This is a genomic window from Pseudodesulfovibrio senegalensis, from assembly GCF_008830225.1.
GTDB classification, from domain to species: Bacteria; Desulfobacterota; Desulfovibrionia; order Desulfovibrionales; family Desulfovibrionaceae; genus Pseudodesulfovibrio; species Pseudodesulfovibrio senegalensis.
In genome coordinates this window covers 217,200-237,276 of sequence record NZ_WAIE01000002.1, presented here as the reverse complement: position 1 = coordinate 237,276, position 20,077 = coordinate 217,200, and the positions used below count along the sequence as shown (strand labels likewise).

Sequence of the window (20,077 nt, the reverse complement as noted above, 5' to 3'; positions counted from 1 at the left end):
ACAACATCCGGTTGTCATATTTTTGGGGAGCCTGTACGGTTACTGGTAAACCGAGGAGGCTTCATGCGCTGGACGAACGGAACACGGCTCACGCTCATTCTTTTTTGCCTGATCACATTGACCGGCTGGAACACGGCTTTGGCATGTACCGGTATCCTGCTGAAGGGAAAGGATGGTACTGTTGTCTTTGGCCGCACCCAAGAGTGGGGCAAATTCGATCTCAAGCCCCAAATAGCGATCTACCCTCACGGGACGGAATTCCAAGCCATCATGTCAGACGGCAGTGGTGGAAAATCCTGGAAATCCGAGCATGGCTTTGCCGGGGTTCTGCTTATGGACCGCGTCATCAACACAGGCATGAACGATGCCGGACTGGCCGGGGGCATGTTCTATCACAAGGGTTTTGCGGAGTATGCCAAATATAATCCGGCCTTGGCAGACAAATCCATCGCGCCCAGCGACTTGCTCGCCTACATTCTCTCCAGCTGCACCAATATTGATGAAGTGAAGGACAAGGTGGATGCCGTGAAGGTTGTCCCGGTAGTGGACCCGACACTCAAAGCCCCCTTTCCCCTGCACGGCATGATCGTCGACCCGAAAGGTAACAGCATTGTTATCGAGTTCCAAAAAGGCAATGCAACCTACATCGAAAAAACAGCGAATGTCATCACCAACAATCCTACCTACGACTGGCACCTGACCAACCTGCGAAACTATGGCAAACTCAGCAGCGCCCCCTTCCCCGACACCAAGTGGGGAGACTTGGACATTACTCCTCTGTCCGGAGGTTCCGGTCTTATCGGCCTCCCCGGTGACTATACCTCGATTTCACGATTTGTGCGGGCCGTCCTGCTTCTTCAAACGGCCCGGCAGACCAGCGGTGGAGAGGATACGATACAAGAGACATTCCGAATTCTAGACAGCTTCAACCTTCCCGCCACCCAGTCCGAAGGGGCACAAGGTTCAAAGGGCAAGACCCCCCTGCTGTCCGGAACCCAGTATACGATTCTTACTGATACCAAGAACAAAACCCTCTATTACCATACCATGCGCAACCGTCGTGTCCGAAAAGTGGACTTGCAACAGATAAACTTCGACCTTAGAGCCCCGCGCATGATGCCGCTGGACAAAGCCAATGACAATGGCATCCAGGACGTGACTGACTCATTGCGATGAACTTTTGGCGACACAACGAAAAAAACCGTTTATGGCATTTTCCCTTCAGGGCGGCGTTGCGTTTCTTCCATGGAACCAGCTCGCCCGAACTGCTGGACAGCTTCACCGACTACCGCGCGCCCGAAGTGGAAAAATGGATTGAGAGGAAGAAAGGGTTGTAAAACCGCTTCCAATTCGTAAATATTATTTTCAACTTAGATGGTTATTAAAACTTTTACATTTAAACTTACAGGAGCATGCACATGGCAAAAGCATCTGCCCGCCATCTTTTGGTTAGTGATGAACAAACCTGTCTGGACCTGAAAAAACAAATTCAAGACGGCGCAGATTTTGGTGAACTGGCAAAACAACACTCCACCTGCCCTTCCGGACAGCGTGGCGGCGATCTCGGTCAGTTCAGCCCCGGCGATATGGTCCCGGAATTTGACACTGTTGTGTTCAACGAAGCAGTTGGCGAAGTTCATGGCCCGGTAAAAACCCAGTTCGGCTACCACCTGCTGGAAATCACAAGCCGCGAAGACTAAACATCTTTTCACCGTTGCAATAAAGGCCCTGCTGTTTTCAGCCAAGGCGCTTTCCATAAATGTTGATAAAAAAGGCTCCGACGAACTCGGAGCCTTTTTTTTGGTAGCTACAGTATGCCCCGCCACAAGTGGCAACGTGGGTATCGCTAGCACCGAATACAAGCCGCCTCAGGCAAGTGGACTTGCCTAAATCTTCAAATCAAGGCGAACACCACACTTATTTCGCAACTCTGAACTCAGCCAAGTGAAAAAACATACACCCTCCCCGCCGCAGGCCATCCCCTTGCGCTCCACGGCATACCCGCTTATACACCTAGCCGCATCTGAACGGATTTGACGGATTGAAAGCAACCAAGGCCCATGATTCCGGGCCGAATATCGGAGACATACAGATGAAATGCGCCACCTGTGACGACAGAAAGTGCGTCACCGGACGAAACTGCTCGAACCTGCGGCCCCACATGGTGGAGCTGTACCAGAACGACGAAAACGCCTCGGCCATGCTCAAGGCCGCGGAGGCCGCATCCGGCGGCAGGCCCGCCACGCGGGTGGAACAGACCCTGTCTTTCATCAAACATATGGGATACAAAAAAGTCGGGTTGGCCTTTTGCGTTTCCGTTGCGGACGAGGCCAAGAGCCTGCACCAGCTTTTGGTGGACGCCGGGCTGACGGTATCCTCTGTCTGCTGCAAGCTGTGCGGCATTGAAAAGCACGAGGTGGGCACCGCGCCCGAAACCCCGGGCCGCAAGCGCATAACCTGCAACCCCGTGGGGCAGGCGCGGACCCTGAACCGCGACAAGACCGAGCTGAACATCATGCTGGGCCTGTGCGTGGGGCACGACGCCATGTTCACGCAGGAATCCGAAGCCCCGGTGACCACCCTCGTGGCCAAGGACCACGTCCTCGGGCACAACCCGGCGGCCGCCCTGTACACCACCTATTACAAGCGCAAGCTGCAAAGGAAAAAATCATGAGCAGGACAGTACTGGTTCCCCTTGCACAGGGTTTCGAGGAAATCGAGACCCTGACCATCATCGACGTGCTGCGCCGCGCCGGAGCGGACGTGACCACCGCGGCAGTGAACGCAAACGGCAAACAGGTGACCGGCGCGCACAACGTGACCGTGCTGGCCGATGCGCTCATGGACGACTGCGCCGGACCGTTCGACCTCATTGCCCTGCCCGGCGGCATGCCCGGCGCGGCCAACCTTGCCGAATCCGCCCGGCTCGTAGAACTCTTGCGCGAACAGGACGAAAACAACAGGCTGACCGGAGCCATCTGCGCGGCCCCGGCCGTGGTCCTGCACGAAAAAGGATTGCTGGAAGGAAAAAAGGCCAGTGCCTACCCGAGTTTTGCGGACCGGCTTGCACCCGGCGCACACACCGGACAGCCCGTGACCGAGGATGGCACGGTCATCACGGGTTCCGGACCGGGAACGGCCATGGCCTTTGCCTTGGCACTCGCGGAACGGCTCATGGGCGAAGACGCGGCAAAACAGCTTCGGGAAGCAATGCTTGTGGATTAGATTGTATCGGTATTTGCATGAAGAGGCCCGCTTCCGGCGGGCCTTTCTTGTATCGTATTCACTCCACCAGCGCGGGCAGAATCTCCCCGGCCTTGCCGTGCAGGGCAAAATCCATGAAACCGGTGTTGGGCGTTGCTTCAAGGTTGACCTCCACACACACCGCGCCGGCGCGCTTGGCAATGTGCGCGAACGAGGCCGCAGGCTGCACAAGGCTGGACGTACCCACCACCAACAGGATGTCTGCGCGGGAAACGGAATCCAGCGCAGCGGACAACACGCCGCGCGGCAATGCCTCACCGAACCAGACCACGCCGGGCCGCAACAAATTGCCGCAGCGCGGGCATTCCGGCAAGGGCGGCAGGGATTCGCGGTTTTCCTCGAAATATGTGCACTGCGTGCAGTGCAGCCGCCACAGGCTGCCGTGCATTTCAATGACGTTCCGGCTCCCGGCCTGTTGGTGCAGGCCGTCCACGTTCTGGGTGAGCACCATCATTTCCGGCACGCGCCGTTCCAGTTCGGCCAGCGCACGGTGCGCGGGGTTGGGCTCGCACCCGGCCACGGTCGCCCGCCGCCAGTTGTAGAATTCCCAGACCCGCTCCGGCTCGCGGGCAAAGGTCTCGGGCCGGGCCAGTTCCTCGGCCTGCTCTCCCTGCCACATGCCGCCGTTGCCACGAAACGTGGGGATGCCGCTTTCCGAAGAAATTCCCGCTCCGGTCAGCACGGCCACATGGCGCGCGCCCGAAAGCAGCGCCTTGACCGTCTCCATTTTCGCTATCAAATTTTCTGCAATCATATGTGCGGATTACCTATCACCATTTTCGTCGAAGCCAAAGCCCTTGCCTTACCCGCCCGGCCACGGCTATAGTGCGTTTCCATTTTTGCGAACGCAACACGCCGCATCACATCGCCACCCGTAAGGAGGTCGTCTTGGCCCAAAAGACAGTATACTACATTGAAGGCGACGGCATCGGCTCCGAAGTCTGGAGCGCAGGCCGCCCGGTCCTGAACGCCGCCGTGGAAAAAGCCTACGGCAAGGAAAACGCGCTGGACTGGCAGGAACTGCTGGCCGGTCAAAAAGCGTTTGACGAAACCGGCGAATACCTGCCGCAGGCCACCATGGACGCGCTCAAGGGCGCGGAACTGGCCATGAAAGGCCCGCTTCAGACCCCGGTGGGCAAGGGCTTCCGCAGCCTGAACGTGACCATCCGCCAAACCTTCGACCTCTATGCCTGCATCCGGCCCATCAAGTATTTCAAGGGCATCGAATCCCCGGTCAAGCGTCCCGACCTCGTGGACATGGTCATCTTCCGCGAAAACACCGAAGACGTCTACGCCGGAATCGAATACGCCTCCGGCACCCCGGAAGCAAAGCGACTCATCGCGTTTCTGCGCGACGAACTGGGCGCCAACGTGGACATGGCCGCGGGCGTGGGCATCAAGCCCATGACCGAGCACGGCTGCAAGCGTCTGGCCAAGCGCGCCATCGACTTTGCCATTGATCAGGGCCGCGATTCCGTGACGCTGGTGCACAAGGGCAACATCATGAAGCACACCGAAGGCGCGTTTCGGGCATGGGGCTATGAACTGGCCGAGCAGGAATACGCGGGCAAGGTGGTGCGCGAAGGTGAAGGCGACGGCCCGGTCATCATCAAGGACCGCATTGCGGACGCCATGTTCCAGGAATGCATCATGCGGCCCGAGCAGTATTCCGTGGTGGCCACCACCAACCTGAACGGCGACTACATCTCCGATGCGCTGGCCGCACAGGTGGGCGGGCTCGGGCTTGCCCCGGGCGTGAACATGGGCGACAAGCTGGCGTTTTTCGAGCCGACCCACGGCACAGCCCCGACCATCGCGGGCAAGGACATGGCCAACCCCGGCTCCCTGATCCTTTCCGGGGCCATGATGCTGGAACACATCGGCTGGCACGAGGCCGCCGCGCTCATCCACGCATCCGTGGAAAAGGCCGTTGCCGAAAAGAAGGTCACCGTGGACCTCGCCGGGCAAATTCCCGGCGCAACGCAGGTGGGCTGCGCCGAATTCGGCGAAATCCTGCTTGCCAACCTGTAGCATTCAACGGCCCCGCCGGTTGCACGTCTTCCGGCGGGGCCACACATATCCGCCATGTTCGACACAACGCAATTGCTCATGTTCATCGGCGCGTCGCTGGTGCTGGCCATCACGCCGGGGCCGGACGTGCTCTACGTGCTCACCCGGGGCATAACGCAGGGCCGCAAGGCCGCGCTGTTCGCAGCCTGCGGCTTCAACATCGGCGTTATCGCCCACACCCTGTTCGCGGTGGTGGGCCTCAGCGCCATTCTGCGCACCTCGGCCGTGGCCTACCAGTGCGTCAAATACGCCGGGGCCGCCTATCTCATCTACATCGGCATCCAGACCATCCGCAGCCGCAAGGGAGCGGACGCCGAGCAGAAGGTGGACGTAATCAGCCCCAAGGCCATCTTCAAGCAGACCATCATCGCCAACATCCTCAATCCCAAGGTAGCCCTGTTCTTTCTGGCCTTCCTGCCCCAGTTCGTCACGCCCACCGGGGCCAGCCCCGAATTGCAGATGCTGGTGCTGGGCGGCCTGTTCATGGCCTCGGGATTTGCGGTCTTCAGCATGGTGGCCCTGTTCTCGGGGTTGATCGGCGACAAATTGCGCAGCAATCCGCGCTTTGAACCGCGCATGAAAACAGCGGCGGGCAGCGTTCTGGTGCTGCTGGGCCTGAGTCTGGCCCTGCCGGAAAACAATTAGCGAATACTCATGAAACGCCCGGTCGGACGCATACTGCACTATCTGCGCTGCGCCCCATGGCCCCACGGAACGGCGCTGGGTTCGCTGCTGCTGGCGCTTTTTCTGGGCGCAAACGCGGTCATATTGCTCAATCAGGGCCATGAATACGAGGCGGCCATGCTTGGCCTGTGGTGCGCGGGCTGGCTCGTGGTCTGCGGGTTCGCCCTTGCGGACGGCCTTGCCCGGCACCGGGAATACCGCCGCATCAAAACCCTTTTGGCCCGGCACGGCTGCGACACACGCATCCTGCACCAGCTGGCCCGATCCCGCTGCCAGCGCGACGCCGCACTGCTGGCCGCCCGCGAATCCGGCTGTTTCCGGCAGGCCTGCGCCTACTATCGTGCGCTGGGCTACCGTTGGTACCACATCCTGCCGGACAGCGTGCTCCGCAATCCGTTCATTTTCCTCTCGCCCCGCTTTCTGCGCAATTCGTTCATGCCCGGCAAGCGCTGCAGGAGATGATCTTCCCCGTTTGCCGCGGCCTCTTGCGTTGACCGCCTCAAGGATTTACCGTATTTCCACTCAACGATTTTCGATACATCCAGCTGCGCGACGCCGCAGAAGAACAAGGAAGACACGAATGAGCAATCAGCCCGAAGCCCCGGCAAAAGGCAAGGATTTCATCCGCCAGATCATCGACCGTGATCTTGAAGACGGCAAATACGGCAATCGCGTGCACACGCGCTTTCCGCCCGAACCCAACGGCTACCTGCACATCGGGCACGCCAAGTCCATCTGCCTGAACTTCGGCGTGGCCGCCGAATACGGGGGCAAGTGCAACCTGCGCCTGGACGACACCAACCCGGTCAAGGAAGACACCGAATACGTGGATTCCATCCGCGAGGACGTGCGCTGGCTCGGGTTCGATTGGGAAGACCGCCAGTTCTTCGCTTCGGACTACTACCAATTTTTCTACGACGTGGCCGAACTGTTCATCCGCATGGGCCGCGCCTACGTGGACAACCTCAGCGCGGACGAAATCCGCGAGTACCGGGGCACGCTGAAGAGCCCGGGCAAGAACTCGCCCTACCGCGACCGCAGCGTGGAGGAAAACCTCGAGCTGTTCCGCTCCATGCGCGACGGCAAATTCGAGGACGGCACCTGTGTGCTGCGCGCCAAGATCGACATGGCCTCGCCCAACGTGGTGCTGCGCGACCCCGCGCTCTACCGCATCAAGCACGCCCATCATCACCGCACCGGCGACACATGGTGCATCTATCCCATGTACGATTTCGCGCACTGTCTTTCGGACGCGTTCGAAAACGTGACCCACTCCATCTGCACGCTGGAATTCGAAAACAACCGCCCGCTCTACGACTGGGTGCTGGACACCCTGCTCGAAGGAATCAAGGACGAGACCCTGTTTGCGGACTGCCCGGAATTTCTGGCAGAACTCAAGGCCCATCCCGGCTTTGCCGCGCGGCCGTACCAGTACGAGTTCGCCAGGCTGAACATCACCGGTACCGTGCTTTCCAAACGCAAGCTCATCCAGCTGGTGCAGGAAGGTCACGTAAGCGGCTGGGACGATCCGCGCATGCCCACCATCTGCGGCTTCCGCAGACGCGGCTACACCCCGGAATCCATCCGCGATTTCTGCGAACGCATCGGCGTGGCCAAGGCAGACTCCACCGTGGAATCCGCGCTGCTGGAGCACTGCCTGCGTCAGGACCTCAACGAGCGTGCACCCCGGTATCTGGGCGTACTCAACCCGCTCAAGGTGGTCATCGAGAACTATCCCGAAGATCAGGAAGACGTTTTCGAAATGCCCCTGCACCCGGAAGACGAATCCATGGGCACGCGCAAAGTTCCGTTCGGCAAGGAAATCTACATTGAACGGGACGATTTCATGGAAGACCCGCCCAAGAAGTTCTTCCGCATGGGACCGGGCCGCGAAGTTCGTCTGCGTTTTGCCTACTATGTGACCTGCACGGACGTGATCAAGGACGAAAACGGCGAAGTGGTTGAACTGCGCTGCACCTATGACCCGGAAACCAAGGGCGGCTGGTCCAAGGACGGACGCAAAGTCAAGGGCACCATGCACTGGGTTTCGGCCAAGCATGCGATACCCGCGGAAATCCGCCTGTTCGACAAGCTCTTTACCGTGGACAATCCCAATGCGGCCAAAGACGGCAAAACCTTCATCGACTACATCAACCCGGATTCCCTGAACGTGCTCACCCACTGCCTTGTGGAACCCGCGCTGGCCGAGATGCAACCCGGCACCAACTTCCAGTTCGAGCGCACCGGCTATTTTTGTACGGACCTGCGCGACCATACGCCGGGTGAAAAGCTGGTCTTCAACAGGACCGCCACCCTGCGCGACTCCTGGGCCAAGATCCAGAAACAGATGAAGAAGTAACTTCCTGCCACCATATTCATAAAAAAAGCCCGGTCAGTTGATCGGGCTTTTTTTTTGCCTCCGACGGCCAAAAAACCTTTTGAAAAGGGTTCCTTGAAATCTCCGAAACTTTTTACCGAGCGGCCCGGCCGGCAATGCCGACCGGGCCGCTGGTGTCATATGTGTGGGGGAAAAATTCCTGCAGTATTCCCTGTTGATTCATTCACCCGCCGCGCATTCGCAGAATGCACGGCAGAAAAGGGTCAAGAGACGTGTCCCTTGCGGGTGCAGGGCAGCGCCGTGCACTAATAGTATTGTTGCAACAACGCAGCAGGCTGCCCTATATTTGCCCTCCGCATCAGGACTTGTGCCTCCCGGCTTCCTGCTTCCATTCGGAAACGGCCGCACGCACCTGTTCGATCATGGGAGAATCTTCCTTGAAATGCTCGGCAAACACATGCAGATAGGTCGCGCCCCGCGGTGAAAACAACCCCTTGACCCGGCACCAGTGCGGGGCGAGCGCCTCCACGAAATGGTCGAGCATGGTGTTGGCTATGGTTTCCATGAACGACTGGTGATTGCGGTAGGCACCCATGTAGAGCTTGAAACTCTTGGATTCCACGATGTGCTGATCCGGGATGTATTCCACCACGATGGTGGCGAAATCCGGCTGCCCGGTCTTGGGACACAGGGAAGTGTATTCGGGAAACTCGATGCTCACGATATAGGGCCGGTCGGGATAGTTGTTGGGGAATACCTCAAGGATGCCGGAATGCGGGCCGTCCGAGACGTATGAGGTCTCCCCGCCCTTGCCCAGTGTCTTGAGGTGATCGGTCTTGTCCTGGCTTTTGGTTCTTTTCATTTTCAACTCCTTGTGTCTTGGCCGCGCATTTTGACTTTTACGGTGGCGGATGGCAAGGATTCCGAGCAATCGGCAAAGGAACCGCCCGGGTCTTGCCGCCCGCCAGCGGATTGTTACAGCTAACGGATTGTTCATCCATCAGGAGAAACACATGACATCCCTTGAACGCAGGGCGCATACCCTGCTCGTCGGCCTTTTCGTGGGCGGGCTGGTCAGCGCCGCCGTCATTTCCAGCAAAATCATCAACGTATTAGGTGTTGCCGTGCCCGCCGGTGTTCTGGCCTATTCCATCACTTTCGCGGTTTCGGACATAGTGGGCGAGCTGTGGGGACCGGAACGCGCCACGGATATGGTCGTGGCCGGGTTCGCCAGCCTCGTGTGCGCAACGCTCATCTGCTGGCTGGCGGTGATCTGGCCCTCGCCGGGCTTCTGGCAGAACCAGCCCGCGTTCGCCAGCGTGATCGGCAGCACCCCGCGCATCGTGGCGGCTTCGCTGCTGGCCTATGTGGTCAGCCAGAAACACGACGTCTGGCTCTTCCACCTGCTGAAGCGGAAAACGTCAGGCCGCGCGCTCTGGCTGCGCAACAACCTGTCCACCGCCGTTTCCCAGCTCATGGATTCGGCCATCTTCGTCACGGTGGCGTTCTGGGGCATCCTGCCCGTGGGCGAAATCATCCTCGGCCAATGGGCCATCAAGCTGCTCATTGCGGCGTTGGATACCCCGGTGGTGTATGCCTGCGTGCGCCTGCTGCGCAGTGACCACCCCGCGCCCATGGCAAAACAGGCCGCATAAAACCAACGATGAGTACGGGGTGCCGCCCGGAAACCAGCATAAAAAAAGACCCTGCCCGACTCCGGACAGGGTCTTTTCAATGGTACGTTTTGTTATCAGGCGTTCATTTCCTGAATGAGATGATCCAGTTCCGTGGCCAGACGGGCCAGCTCGGTGACAGCCTCGGCAGATCCGGCCATGATGCGGGCCGTCTCCTCGGCGATGGCGTTGATTTCGTCCGTGGAGCGGTTGATCTGCTCGGTGGTGGCGGACTGTTCCTCGGAAGCCGTGGCGATGGAACGCACATCGTCAGCCGTTCGTTCCACGAGAGCCACAATCTCCCGCAGCGTCTCACCGGAGCGTCCGGCCAATTCGGTGCTCACTTCCACGGCCTTGGAGGCGGTTTCCGTGCCTTCGATGTTTTCCGAGATCTCGTCGAGAATAGTGCTGATGGCCCCGCCCACTTCGCTGGTGGCGGCCTGCGTGCGCTCGGCCAGTTTGCGAACTTCGTCGGCCACGACCGCAAAACCGCGGCCCGCCTCACCGGCACGCGCCGCCTCAATGGCTGCGTTCAGGGCCAGCAGATTGGTCTGGTCCGCAATGTCGTTGATGACCTGCATGACCTGGCGGATGCTTTCGGCATGGTCGCCCAGCTTGGCCATATTTTCCTTGAGTTCTCCGGCATGCTGTTCAACCAGATGAATGGATTCCACAGCCTTGCCCACTTCATCGGCACCGTTCAGGGCCTGCCCTCTGGCCGTATCCGCGCCTTCTGCGGCCTGGGAGGCATTGCGCGCAATCTCGATGACCGAGGCGCTCATCTGCTCCATGGCCGTCGAGGTCTCCTGCGTGCGTTCACGCTGGACCTTCGATCCGGAACTGGCCTCGTCCACCTGGGATGAAAGCTCCTCGGCGGCCGCAGCCAGAGAAGAGGCAATACCGACGGCCTGCTCCGCAACCCGGGCGATCTTGTCATTCTGCTCCAGTATGCGGACTTCGTTCTGCTTGATCTCGGTCAAATCCGTATACAGAGTGAACGCGCCGATCAGGGTTCCATCCAGATCGAACAACGGTGCGGTGTCCACCTTGAGATGCCGCACTTCGCCCTGTCGGGTGTTCATGTCCGCTTCCAGCCCAAGTTCGGCCTTTTTCTCACGAATGCAGCGCATGGTTGCCATGTCTTCCCGGCGTTCTTCATACAGGAACTCGTCAACGCGTTTCCCGAAGCAATCGGACGGGGCGCCCTCGATCTGCAACAATGTCAGCATGGGCTGGTTCACGAATGTAATATGATAATCCGTATCCGTAACCACAAACGGCGTGGTCATGCCGTTGAGAATACCGTCGGAAAAACCGAGCTTGTTCTTGAGCTCGCCAACCATGCCGCCGAGGTTCTGCGAAAGCTGCCAGAGTTCGTCCTCGCCGTTGACGGCAAAGTCGGCATTGTAGTTGCCACCCACGACCTCGTCACTGGCCTTGGCAATATGCAGCAACCGGCTGAGAACCGAGCGGCGCACGAAGAAAAGCACCGCACCGAGCAGAAAAATCATGCCACACAGCGACATGGTCACCCCGGTGATGGTGTAGGTGTTCAACTGCGAAATGCTTTCGCTGACGTCCTGGATGACGATCATTTCGCCGAGCACCGGCTCGGACGCGCCATGGCAGTGGTGACAGGACGGATCGTTGGTCACGGACATGGTCCGGGCGTAAAATTCGCCCTGATCCGTACTGAAACGCAGGGTGGAAATGCCAGCATCGCTCAGCCCGGCATCCACGACCTTCACGAGTTCGGGGACCTTGACCACGTCCTTGAAGTCCTTGCGGACCAACGAGGGGTCGGTACTGTAGGTCACATTGCCCTTGAAGTTGGTCATGAACAGGCGCACATCCTTGTACTCACGCGCAAGAAAGGCGAACTGCTCCTTGGTGCCGTCGTCGTCACCGGTAACCATGGGCTTTTCAATGGCCTGTCGCATCAGCTGCGAGGTGCGTGTCAGTTCCTGTTCGAGCTGACCGGAGAACGCGCTGTGCTGCTCAATGGAGTTGACTACGGTGATGGCTGCAAAAACAGCCACGGCAATTCCGGTGAGCAAAAGGGAAATCTTGACATTGAGCCGTTTCCTGAACCAATCCATGTCGTCCCCCTAGTGCGCACCGCTGAACAACAGCGGTTTGAAATTGAAGTCACCCACACGCTCTTCACTATGACATGTGCGGCACTGGTCGATGGTCGGTGTTCTCTGGATAAGTTCGGGATCCCCGTCTTCGGCATGCAGGCTGCCCGGCCCGTGGCAGGTTTCACACCCGACATCAGCCATGTGCGGCGTCTGTTCATAGCTCACGAACCCGCCGGGCTGGCCATGGCCGGTGGTATGGCACTCGAAACACTTCTGGGCCTCATCCGGCTTCAGGTCGGGAAGCATGATCTCCACACTCTCCCAGGAATGTGCCTTCTTGGAATATTTCTGATAATTCTCGTACTGATCTTCATGACATTCAGCACACGTCTTGCTGCCGACGAATTGCCCCCCATCGGCACCGGCAGCAATACAGGGAACCAGCAACAGCCAAATGCTTGCTCCCCATGATATAAGCCCTTTCATGACTCCCCCCTCGATTATCAATTAAAATTACCAACGTCCTATTATTAAAAACAAAACAGGTCAAGTGCATTATTTCACAAATGCACGCAAAGAATTTTAAACTTTGTGCTTGACATTGATTGATTGATCAATATATTCAATATCCATGTTGATTGAGGAATCAATCCGATTCCTGAATTGAGAGAAAAAACATGGCAGCAGTAATGACCAAAAAAGACGCGATACTTGTGGCAGCACAGGAAGCCTTCGGCCAGCTGGGATATTCCGGCACGACCATGAAGGACGTTTCCAAGCGGGCCAACGTGTCTTTCGGCCTTGTCTCCCATTATTTTGGCAACAAACACGACCTGTTTCTTGCCGCTGGATTCGACATGGTGGACCGGCTGATCAAAACGCTGCGCCAGGCCACGGCAAAAGAGAAATGTGGACTGGACGCCGCTCGAGCGTACATGGTCTCATATTACGAATTTACCATTAAGCATAGGGAAACTTTTCCCGTTTTGCTCCGCTGTTCACCGTTCAGCCATATAGAGCCGGGCGTGAACGCGACAAAAGTGGCCGAACGCTTTCAGGACATTATCGATGCCATACGGGAAGCCGTTGCTCGCGGAGTCGAGGACGGTTCGATCAGGGACCTTCCCGTAGAAGAAACCGCCCTGATTATTTATGGCAATATCATCGGTGCCGTAAGGACCAAGCTCCTCACACCTTACGACACAGAGAGGATATATGCCGAAACCATCAGGCACGTCATGCGCAGCCTTGAGTGTGGCTCCTCCCCACAAGACGGCAACGGCGTTCCTGGTAACCTGTAGACCTACGTCACCCCTGGACTGCGGAAAACCCCCGTTTTCCGGAGTCGCCCGAGAAAGATCTGAACACCCTTTCTCGGTCACATGAGCCGGAGCGTGGACAACACCTCCAAACGAACAGGATTGGACCGCAAACCAACCTGTGCCACCCCACTGTCCACACCGGCAACGAACCCGGACCAAGATTACGTATCCCGGGACCAAGCACGGGGGCCGCATTCGCGGCCCCCTTGCTTTTGTGTGAACCCCTTGAAATCTAATGGGTTCATGCAACATCTACCTTTTCAAAAAACGTAACACTTCACCACGTTACCCATCTTTGTAAACAAATATAAATCCGATGCGACATAAGCGTCGCATGCGACAGTTTGTGCTCAAGTGTCGCATATTTTCTGCTTGTGCGACACTTGTCGCCATTGGGCAACGTCGTCATTCCGGCATATCAAACATCTGGAATAATGATAAATAACGCCACACGCCGCAAGAAACACCTTTCGTGGCACACCACTTGCTTAAAGTTGTTCGGGTGTTGATTTTTGGAACCAACCAAAGCGGAGGGCGAAATCGTGTTTGGAAAGAGCGTTACCAAAGTTGTGCAGGACTGCATCCTCGACAGTGGAATTCAGGCAAAGGTCGTTGCCGAAATGATCAACAAGCCGTACTCCACGCTCATGCGTGAAATCAATCCTTTCGATTCCAGCGCCAAGCTCGGGGCCGAGACCCTGCTGGACATCATGAAAGTCACCAAGGACACTCGTCCGCTCAAATTCATGGCGGCGGAAATGGGCTACTCTCTCGAGGCCCTCAAAAACGACACGTCGCAGGATTATCACAACAGTTACTCCGAACGCTTTGACGCTGTCGAAGCGGGCTGATCAAAAAAAATCAAAAGGGGGGCCGAAAAGCCCCCTTCTGTTTTTGGAAGGTTGCCATGCGTAAAACCATGGTTTTCGTTTTTGCCCTGATCTGTTTCGGCGTATCCGGCTGTCAGGACGATGACCGAAACCGCCAGGTGGACCAGGCTCACGCGCATCTTCGCCTCGTTGCCGCACACATCGGCGAGGCTTTTGCTCCCATGCGTCTGGACATCCGCAGTCTGGCAGATCACGCCCGGCAATTGTATGCGGCCCACAAGCCGGCAATCCCCCCTGCAGCCAGGAAACAGTACGCCCAGGCGCCCAACGGCGTGTTCTACAAGAAAACACGGGACGGGAAGCCTTCGCTCTTCATTTCCGCACTGAATCCGATAACGCAGGCAGCCAAGGACATGGGCTACCTCACCGAATGCCTTGACTCGGCCCTGATGAACGCATGCAGCCATCCCAGCGTGATACAGGCGTATTACAACACCAGACAGAACATTTGCAGAATATACCCACCTGTGGACGTGTTGACGCAGTTCGACCCGCATACCGACATCCCCGGCTTTGCCTTCTACTACGAGGCGGACATCATCCATAATCCGGGAAAGGGCCCGGTCTGGCTGGCACATCCCTATGTGGACCCGGCCGGACGCGGCTGGATTGTCTCCCTGATATGTCCGGTCTATGCCCACGACAGGCTGCAGGGAGTTGTGGGACTGGACATAGCCGTAGCCACGATGGCCAAGACATTTCCCACCCTGCAGGACAAATCCGTGCTGATGATTGATGATGCGGGCGGCATCATCACCGGCAACGAGGCCATGACGTCGCTTCTTTCCATGCCTCCAGTAACAAAGGAAAAGTACCTCCGCTCCATCACCGACAATACTGCCAGGCCCGATGGCCATTCATTGCTCCAGAGCCGTTCACGAGATGTACGCGCCATGACCGAAAAAATACTGAACCACGGCGCAGACAGGGCGAGCATAACCATCCGGGGTAAAGATTATACCGCCATTGCAGCCAGAATCCCCGAACCGGGGTGGACTATCATCCGCATGATGGATTAACGTTTCGTTGATACTCTCGTACCCGGAGAACCTACGTGAAGACCGCAAGCGCATCAGGGAAACGAACAGCCTCGCCGGTAGGCCGGATGGTTCTGGGCATGATCCTGCTCCTCTCGATATTTGTTGGGGGCGGGGTCATCATCGTTTCCAACATCGTGAACGATACCGCAACCGTGCGAGAGGAAAGCCTGCTCAAGCAGACAAGACGAACCGGCATCAACATCGAACGCAAGGCCCTGACGTTTGCAGACGATTTTTCCAACTTCGTGGCCCTGACTCCCTTCGGCCCCTTTCCTTCCCGCGTGGAAACGGCGCCCGCCATGCTGGCACAGATAAAGCGCTTCTATGCACGGCACCAAGAATTCATACGGCGCATAACCATCCAAAACAGTGACGGCCGCTGGATAAGCGTGCACAGGACACCGGAAAACTACTACCTTACCAATCGAAATCCCATGCCCGGGAAACAACTTTTCGATACGGACAAGCCCCTGCTGGTCCGCGACAGAAAACAGTTCCACCACGTTGAACCCGTTCGGGGCGTCACCGGAAAAATCGAACTGCGCGTCATCGTGACAACGAGCCTGAACGACCTCTTCGCCTCGGAAGTCCGGGGCATGTACCTTGGACCAGAGAGCTGGATTCAACTCCTGGACCCCGGAGCAGGTGTCATCTATTCCACGGCACGGGGGACTTCGACCCCATCTCCGACATCCATGGAAAAGGAAAAACTGATCAGCGAAGACATCGAGCAGGGTCTTGAGGGCATCATGGAGCAGGCCATCACCGGCACCGAAAGCATCAATGCGGTGTCCGCCTACTACCCGGCCCGCATTTTCGGCCATACCTTCGGCGTCGTCTTCTCCCTGAGCAAGCAGTCGGTTCGGTCAGGCATCGTCGATACCGCTCTGATACTGGGGGGGGTTTTCGCTGCGCTGCTTCTGCTTCATTCACTGGTCTTCGCAACCACGATCCGGCAACGCACGGCCGCCACACGCGCCGCACAGGCCGCCAACGAAACCAAAAGCATGTTTCTGGCCAACATGAGCCATGAAATCCGGACGCCGCTCAACACCATCGTAGGCATGGCCCAGTTGCTGGAACGTTCACCGGACCTTCCAGAACGATACAGGGACGACATGCGGCTGATCATGACCGCCTCGGACAACCTCCTGCAAATCATCAACGACATTCTGGACGTTTCCAAGGTGGAGGCCGGATTGCTGAGCCTGAACATCGAACCCGTCGACCTGCGGGAAATGGCTTCTGAACTCATTGAAATCCATGGCGTTCCGGCTCGCACAAAAGGCTTGGACCTGCGCATGCAGTTCCTTGACGCGCCGGAATGGGTCCAAGCCGACCCCACCCGCCTGCGCCAGGTGCTCATCAACCTGCTCGGCAATGCCGTCAAGTTCACCAACCAGGGCTCGGTGACGCTGACGCTGAGCCCTGCCCGCGGCACCCCGAAACCCAACACCACCATGGTCCGTTTCGAGGTCTCGGATACGGGTATCGGCATTGCGCCGGACAAGATCGACAGCATATTCGAAGTATTCACCCAAGGGGACCCTTCCACGGAGCGGACTTTTGGGGGCACCGGATTGGGGCTGGCCATTGCCAACGGGCTGGTCATGCTCATGGGCGGCACGGGCATTCAGGTGAAAAGCCACCCGGATGCGGGCAGCGTCTTCTGGTTCGAGCTTCCCATGGTCGAGGTTGCACCTGTCGCAAAAGACATGCACACAGAGACCGCAACGACCTCTGCCCACGAAACCAGCTATCCCGACACGCACGTGCTGGTAGCCGAGGATACCAAAATGAACCGCATCCTGCTGGAAAAGGTCTTTGCAAACCTGACGGTAAAAGGCGTTGATTTCGTGACCAACGGGCAGGAGGCGTATCAGGCCGTGGCCGATGCCCCGGACCGATACACGCTGGTGCTCATGGACATACAAATGCCGGTCATGGACGGACTTGCGGCAACACGGAAAATTCGCGAAGCCGGCCTGCAGATTCCGGTTGTGGCGCTCACGGCCCATGCCCGCGACGAAGACCGGCAACGATGTCAGGATGCCGGCATGGACGACTTCATATCCAAACCCTACAAACTGGAAAAATTGCAAACCATCCTGAGCAGGTATGGACGTCCGAGCAGAAAATAATCATACCGCGGCACCGCCCGGAATGGCATAGTCCATCTGATCACAAATTCAGTGCCAACAAAAAAAACAAAGGCGATCAACATGCTCCGAGATATCTCCAGACGATATTTTGCCGACGAATTTGAACTCAATGAACCCGATGTGGAAGAACTCATTCAGGAAGCCCTGACCACCCTTGCCAAGGGCATTGAAAAGCTGGAACAATGTTTCGACCAGGGACATGAGGCAGCAGAACTCAAAGAAATCGCCCATGCCCTCAAAGGAAACCTTTTGAATATGGGGCTGCCGGACCAAGCGCAAAAAGCCCTTGATGTGGAAGATGAGCTGGAACAGGACAGGGAACTGGCGCGGAGTCACTTTCTCGCCCTGAAAAGGGAACTCGAAAACTTCTAGGCAACGGACGCCATGAACACCACACCGGAAATACTCATCGTCGACGACCAGAAGTTCACGCATGTGCTGTTGACCAAGGCACTCAGAGAACTGCAGCTGGAGACCGTTTCCGCGGTTTCCGGACAACAGGCTCTCGACCTCGTGGAGCAACACGATTTCTGCGTTGTGCTCATGGATTTGCGCATGCCGGGCATGGACGGTCTGGAAACCGCAAGAAAAATCCGTAAAAACAAGCGAACAGCTGATCTGCCCATCATATTCATAACCGCTGCCACCGGCGACGGAGATCTGGCCATGCAGGCCTATCGGCTGGGCGCCGTGGACTTTCTCTACAAGCCGGTGTCCGCCCCCGTGCTCAAATCCAAGGTCAACACGTTCGTGGAACTGTATCGCCGCCGCCGGGAACTGCAACAACGCAACGAGCAATACCGTGATATTCTGGAATCCGTTGCCGAGGGGCTGATCACCGTGGACATGGATTGGCGCATTGTGGAAGCCAACGACTCGGCCTGCGCCCTGTTCGGGTATGGACACAGCGAGCTCAAGGGAAAATACGTCCCGGAAATCATGAGCGACGCCGGGCCGTCCCTTGAGCAGTCCATCAACGAACAACTGGAAAACAATATTTCCTTTCAGGTGGAGACACAGGGAAAACATCGCAACGGCTCGCTCTTCTGGGCTGATTTCCGGGGAACGATCCTCATGCACCGGGGGGCTCCACATATTCTGGCCGTAACGCAGGACATCACCGCCAAGAAAGAAAACGAACGGGAACTCCAGGCCCTGCGCGCACAGGTCAGTCAAAGCCAGAATCCGGCAGCGCAAGCCGCCTGTCCAAACGACGGCCCGCCGCCCAATGAAGACACAACAGGTTTTCCGACCGCACTGTCCACCATCGGCAAGGGCATCATGGATGCACTTGATGACCCGGCCTGCATGAAGGACACGTTCGGCAACTTCATCTGTTGCAACCAACGATTCGCAACGCTCTTCAACACCACAAGCCAGGCCTTGGCCGGCAAAGGCTCAATGAGCCTGCATCCCCAGGAAATGGCGGCGTTCATCCAGCGGCAGGACATGAAAATACTCAATGACCACCAACCCCAGCAATTCACGCTCCCCGCATACATGCCCGACGGCAACCGGTGCAATTTCCGGCACTCCAGAACGCTTATCTTCGCCCCTTCCGGCAAACCGGCAGCCATCATCTGTCTTTTGCAGGAGACCGAACCATGACCCACTGCACAGCCAGTGTCCGTGCCGGATACACCCGCGCCTGCACAACCCTGCTGATTTCCGCATTGTTGACATTGCTGTTCATGGCGCTTCCCGGCCAAGCCCAAGAACCCCAAAAGCTCGTCCGCATAGCCACGCTGGACAATTACTACCCGTATTGTTTCAGAATTCCCGGTTCCCGGCCCCGGCCGACGGAGCGGCTTGAACCGGGCGCGGAATCCGACCAGTTGGCCGGGTTCAGCTGGGACATGGTCCGCACATGTCTGCACAACGAGGGCTACACGATCGAACTGCATGTCGCACCGTGGGCCAGGGTGGAGCATTACGTTCGCAACAACATGGCAGACATCATGTTTCCCTCACTGATCACTCCGGCCCGGCGCACAGCATTCGCCTTTTCCCGTGGTTCCACAGACACCGTCAACATCGTTATGTATGCAAACGCTCCCATGACACCCGTTCCCAAAACAATGGACGCGTTCGCCGGGAAAAAAATAGGCGTCATGCGGGACTGGTCGTTCGGCCCCATGTGGGAAAAAACACACACCGCCGTTCGCCATCCAGTGGATTCCATACTCCACGCATTTCAAATGCTTGCCAAAAAACGCGTTGATGCGGTCATCGGTTATGAAAAATGCTTTGACAACACTCTTTCCGAAACAGGAAACGCAAATACCTTCTGGAAATCCCCTTCCTTTGAGACCCTGCACGGCTACCTGGCCTGCAGGGCTTCCGATTCGTTCTCGCAAAACGTTCTTTCCGCATTCGACCGGCAAGCCCGACGACTCAGGAAAACAGGCGTTATCGACAGGCTCGCCCGCAAATGGTCGGTCCCCGTCCCGTTGCTGCGTGATGCGACTCCATAGGCAACGAGGGGTTGCCATGCCCGCACCAACCCCTTACAAAAGGCGCAACTCGAAAACGGCAAACCGCACAGCGGGTTTC

General features: G+C 57.6%; 20 protein-coding genes. 16 read left to right on the top strand and 4 right to left on the bottom strand.

Features of this window, described 5'->3' with window-relative positions:
* The first annotated feature begins 63 nt into the window (after positions 1 to 63).
* From F8A88_RS07265 to F8A88_RS07250, 4 genes are all read left to right on the top strand, one after another.
* Positions 64 to 1,176, top strand: coding sequence for a linear amide C-N hydrolase (locus tag F8A88_RS07265; RefSeq protein WP_151150469.1), 1,113 nt, complete (start codon positions 64 to 66; stop codon positions 1,174 to 1,176).
* Positions 1,177 to 1,418: 242 nt separating this feature from the next.
* Complete coding sequence (locus F8A88_RS07260; RefSeq protein WP_151150468.1) at positions 1,419 to 1,700, top strand: peptidylprolyl isomerase; 282 nt, start codon at positions 1,419 to 1,421, stop codon at positions 1,698 to 1,700.
* 392 nt (positions 1,701 to 2,092) lie between these two features.
* The gene (locus F8A88_RS07255; protein WP_151150467.1) at positions 2,093 to 2,674 is read left to right on the top strand and encodes a DUF1847 domain-containing protein; all 582 of its coding nucleotides are present in this window, start codon (positions 2,093 to 2,095) and stop codon (positions 2,672 to 2,674) included.
* Positions 2,671 to 3,225, top strand: a complete 555-nt coding sequence (locus F8A88_RS07250; protein ID WP_151150466.1) for a DJ-1 family glyoxalase III — start codon at positions 2,671 to 2,673, stop codon at positions 3,223 to 3,225. The genes F8A88_RS07255 and F8A88_RS07250 overlap by 4 nt, the downstream gene beginning before the upstream one ends.
* A 58-nt stretch (positions 3,226 to 3,283) precedes the next feature.
* Here F8A88_RS07250 and F8A88_RS07245 read toward each other — a convergent pair whose 3' ends face one another.
* Positions 3,284 to 3,991 carry an SIR2 family NAD-dependent protein deacylase gene (locus F8A88_RS07245; RefSeq protein ID WP_241667383.1) on the bottom strand — a complete coding sequence of 236 codons (708 nt, stop codon included), beginning with the start codon at positions 3,989 to 3,991 and terminating at the stop codon, positions 3,284 to 3,286.
* Positions 3,992 to 4,152: 161 nt separating this feature from the next.
* Here F8A88_RS07245 and icd point away from each other — a divergent pair, with 161 nt between their 5' ends.
* The 4 genes from icd (at position 4,153) to F8A88_RS07225 (ending at position 8,377) form a co-directional block, all read left to right on the top strand.
* Positions 4,153 to 5,295, top strand: a complete 1,143-nt coding sequence (icd, locus tag F8A88_RS07240) for an NADP-dependent isocitrate dehydrogenase (RefSeq protein WP_151150464.1) — start codon at positions 4,153 to 4,155, stop codon at positions 5,293 to 5,295.
* A gap of 54 nt (positions 5,296 to 5,349) precedes the next feature.
* The gene (locus F8A88_RS07235) at positions 5,350 to 5,979 is read left to right on the top strand and encodes a LysE family translocator (protein ID WP_151150463.1); all 630 of its coding nucleotides are present in this window, start codon (positions 5,350 to 5,352) and stop codon (positions 5,977 to 5,979) included.
* Between the two features lie 9 nt (positions 5,980 to 5,988).
* Complete coding sequence (locus tag F8A88_RS07230; RefSeq protein WP_151150462.1) at positions 5,989 to 6,480, top strand: hypothetical protein; 492 nt, start codon at positions 5,989 to 5,991, stop codon at positions 6,478 to 6,480.
* A 118-nt stretch (positions 6,481 to 6,598) separates the two neighbouring features.
* Positions 6,599 to 8,377 (top strand): glutamine--tRNA ligase/YqeY domain fusion protein, encoded by a 1,779-nt coding sequence (locus F8A88_RS07225; protein ID WP_151150461.1) that lies wholly within the window; start codon positions 6,599 to 6,601, stop codon positions 8,375 to 8,377.
* Positions 8,378 to 8,714: 337 nt separating this feature from the next.
* Here F8A88_RS07225 and queF read toward each other — a convergent pair whose 3' ends face one another.
* A complete protein-coding gene (gene queF / locus F8A88_RS07220) occupies positions 8,715 to 9,218 on the bottom strand; it encodes a preQ(1) synthase (RefSeq protein WP_151150460.1) in 504 nt (167 codons plus the stop codon).
* A gap of 151 nt (positions 9,219 to 9,369) precedes the next feature.
* Between queF and F8A88_RS07215 the strand changes: the two genes are divergently transcribed.
* Positions 9,370 to 10,011: a queuosine precursor transporter gene (locus F8A88_RS07215; protein WP_151150459.1), complete on the top strand. Its 642-nt coding sequence runs from the start codon at positions 9,370 to 9,372 to the stop codon at positions 10,009 to 10,011.
* Between the two features lie 95 nt (positions 10,012 to 10,106).
* Here the strand turns inward: F8A88_RS07215 and F8A88_RS07210 are convergent, their stop codons facing one another.
* Both F8A88_RS07210 and F8A88_RS07205 read right to left on the bottom strand, forming a co-directional pair.
* Positions 10,107 to 12,128 (bottom strand): methyl-accepting chemotaxis protein, encoded by a 2,022-nt coding sequence (locus tag F8A88_RS07210; protein WP_151150458.1) that lies wholly within the window; start codon positions 12,126 to 12,128, stop codon positions 10,107 to 10,109.
* Between the two features lie 9 nt (positions 12,129 to 12,137).
* Entirely contained in the window at positions 12,138 to 12,596 is a 459-nt protein-coding gene (locus F8A88_RS07205; protein WP_151150457.1) for a cytochrome c family protein, read from the bottom strand.
* Positions 12,597 to 12,799: 203 nt separating this feature from the next.
* On the opposite strand from F8A88_RS07205, the gene F8A88_RS07200 reads away from it, so the two are divergent.
* The 7 genes from F8A88_RS07200 (at position 12,800) to F8A88_RS07170 (ending at position 19,998) form a co-directional block, all read left to right on the top strand.
* Positions 12,800 to 13,411 carry a TetR/AcrR family transcriptional regulator gene (locus F8A88_RS07200; RefSeq protein WP_151150456.1) on the top strand — a complete coding sequence of 204 codons (612 nt, stop codon included), beginning with the start codon at positions 12,800 to 12,802 and terminating at the stop codon, positions 13,409 to 13,411.
* Positions 13,412 to 13,974: 563 nt separating this feature from the next.
* On the top strand, positions 13,975 to 14,283 hold the full coding sequence (locus F8A88_RS07195; protein ID WP_151150455.1) for a phage regulatory CII family protein: 309 nt from the start codon (positions 13,975 to 13,977) through the stop codon (positions 14,281 to 14,283).
* Between the two features lie 56 nt (positions 14,284 to 14,339).
* Positions 14,340 to 15,341 (top strand): PDC sensor domain-containing protein, encoded by a 1,002-nt coding sequence (locus F8A88_RS07190; protein WP_151150454.1) that lies wholly within the window; start codon positions 14,340 to 14,342, stop codon positions 15,339 to 15,341.
* A gap of 35 nt (positions 15,342 to 15,376) precedes the next feature.
* Positions 15,377 to 17,503 carry an ATP-binding protein gene (locus F8A88_RS07185; RefSeq protein ID WP_151150453.1) on the top strand — a complete coding sequence of 709 codons (2,127 nt, stop codon included), beginning with the start codon at positions 15,377 to 15,379 and terminating at the stop codon, positions 17,501 to 17,503.
* Between the two features lie 81 nt (positions 17,504 to 17,584).
* A complete protein-coding gene (locus tag F8A88_RS07180) occupies positions 17,585 to 17,896 on the top strand; it encodes an Hpt domain-containing protein (RefSeq protein ID WP_151150452.1) in 312 nt (103 codons plus the stop codon).
* A 12-nt stretch (positions 17,897 to 17,908) separates the two neighbouring features.
* A complete protein-coding gene (locus F8A88_RS07175) occupies positions 17,909 to 19,132 on the top strand; it encodes a PAS domain S-box protein (RefSeq protein ID WP_151150451.1) in 1,224 nt (407 codons plus the stop codon).
* Positions 19,129 to 19,998 carry a substrate-binding periplasmic protein gene (locus F8A88_RS07170; RefSeq protein WP_151150450.1) on the top strand — a complete coding sequence of 290 codons (870 nt, stop codon included), beginning with the start codon at positions 19,129 to 19,131 and terminating at the stop codon, positions 19,996 to 19,998. Before F8A88_RS07175 ends, F8A88_RS07170 begins: the two co-directional genes overlap by 4 nt.
* The last annotated feature ends 79 nt before the right edge of the window (positions 19,999 to 20,077 follow it).

Bases quoted from the DNA above. Each gene is read 5' to 3' on its own strand.
- F8A88_RS07265 (WP_151150469.1), top strand. From the start codon at position 64: ATGCGCTGGACGAACGGAACACGGCTCACGCTCATTCTTTTTTGCCTG.
- F8A88_RS07260 (WP_151150468.1), top strand. From the start codon at position 1,419: ATGGCAAAAGCATCTGCCCGCCATCTTTTGGTTAGTGATGAACAAACC.
- F8A88_RS07255 (WP_151150467.1), top strand. From the start codon at position 2,093: ATGAAATGCGCCACCTGTGACGACAGAAAGTGCGTCACCGGACGAAAC.
- F8A88_RS07250 (WP_151150466.1), top strand. From the start codon at position 2,671: ATGAGCAGGACAGTACTGGTTCCCCTTGCACAGGGTTTCGAGGAAATC.
- F8A88_RS07245 (WP_241667383.1), bottom strand. From the start codon at position 3,991: ATGGAGACGGTCAAGGCGCTGCTTTCGGGCGCGCGCCATGTGGCCGTG.
- F8A88_RS07235 (WP_151150463.1), top strand. From the start codon at position 5,350: ATGTTCGACACAACGCAATTGCTCATGTTCATCGGCGCGTCGCTGGTG.
- F8A88_RS07230 (WP_151150462.1), top strand. From the start codon at position 5,989: ATGAAACGCCCGGTCGGACGCATACTGCACTATCTGCGCTGCGCCCCA.
- F8A88_RS07225 (WP_151150461.1), top strand. From the start codon at position 6,599: ATGAGCAATCAGCCCGAAGCCCCGGCAAAAGGCAAGGATTTCATCCGC.
- queF (WP_151150460.1), bottom strand. From the start codon at position 9,218: ATGAAAAGAACCAAAAGCCAGGACAAGACCGATCACCTCAAGACACTG.
- F8A88_RS07215 (WP_151150459.1), top strand. From the start codon at position 9,370: ATGACATCCCTTGAACGCAGGGCGCATACCCTGCTCGTCGGCCTTTTC.
- F8A88_RS07210 (WP_151150458.1), bottom strand. From the start codon at position 12,128: ATGGATTGGTTCAGGAAACGGCTCAATGTCAAGATTTCCCTTTTGCTC.
- F8A88_RS07205 (WP_151150457.1), bottom strand. From the start codon at position 12,596: ATGAAAGGGCTTATATCATGGGGAGCAAGCATTTGGCTGTTGCTGGTT.
- F8A88_RS07200 (WP_151150456.1), top strand. From the start codon at position 12,800: ATGACCAAAAAAGACGCGATACTTGTGGCAGCACAGGAAGCCTTCGGC.
- F8A88_RS07190 (WP_151150454.1), top strand. From the start codon at position 14,340: ATGCGTAAAACCATGGTTTTCGTTTTTGCCCTGATCTGTTTCGGCGTA.
- F8A88_RS07180 (WP_151150452.1), top strand. From the start codon at position 17,585: ATGCTCCGAGATATCTCCAGACGATATTTTGCCGACGAATTTGAACTC.
- F8A88_RS07175 (WP_151150451.1), top strand. From the start codon at position 17,909: ATGAACACCACACCGGAAATACTCATCGTCGACGACCAGAAGTTCACG.
- F8A88_RS07170 (WP_151150450.1), top strand. From the start codon at position 19,129: ATGACCCACTGCACAGCCAGTGTCCGTGCCGGATACACCCGCGCCTGC.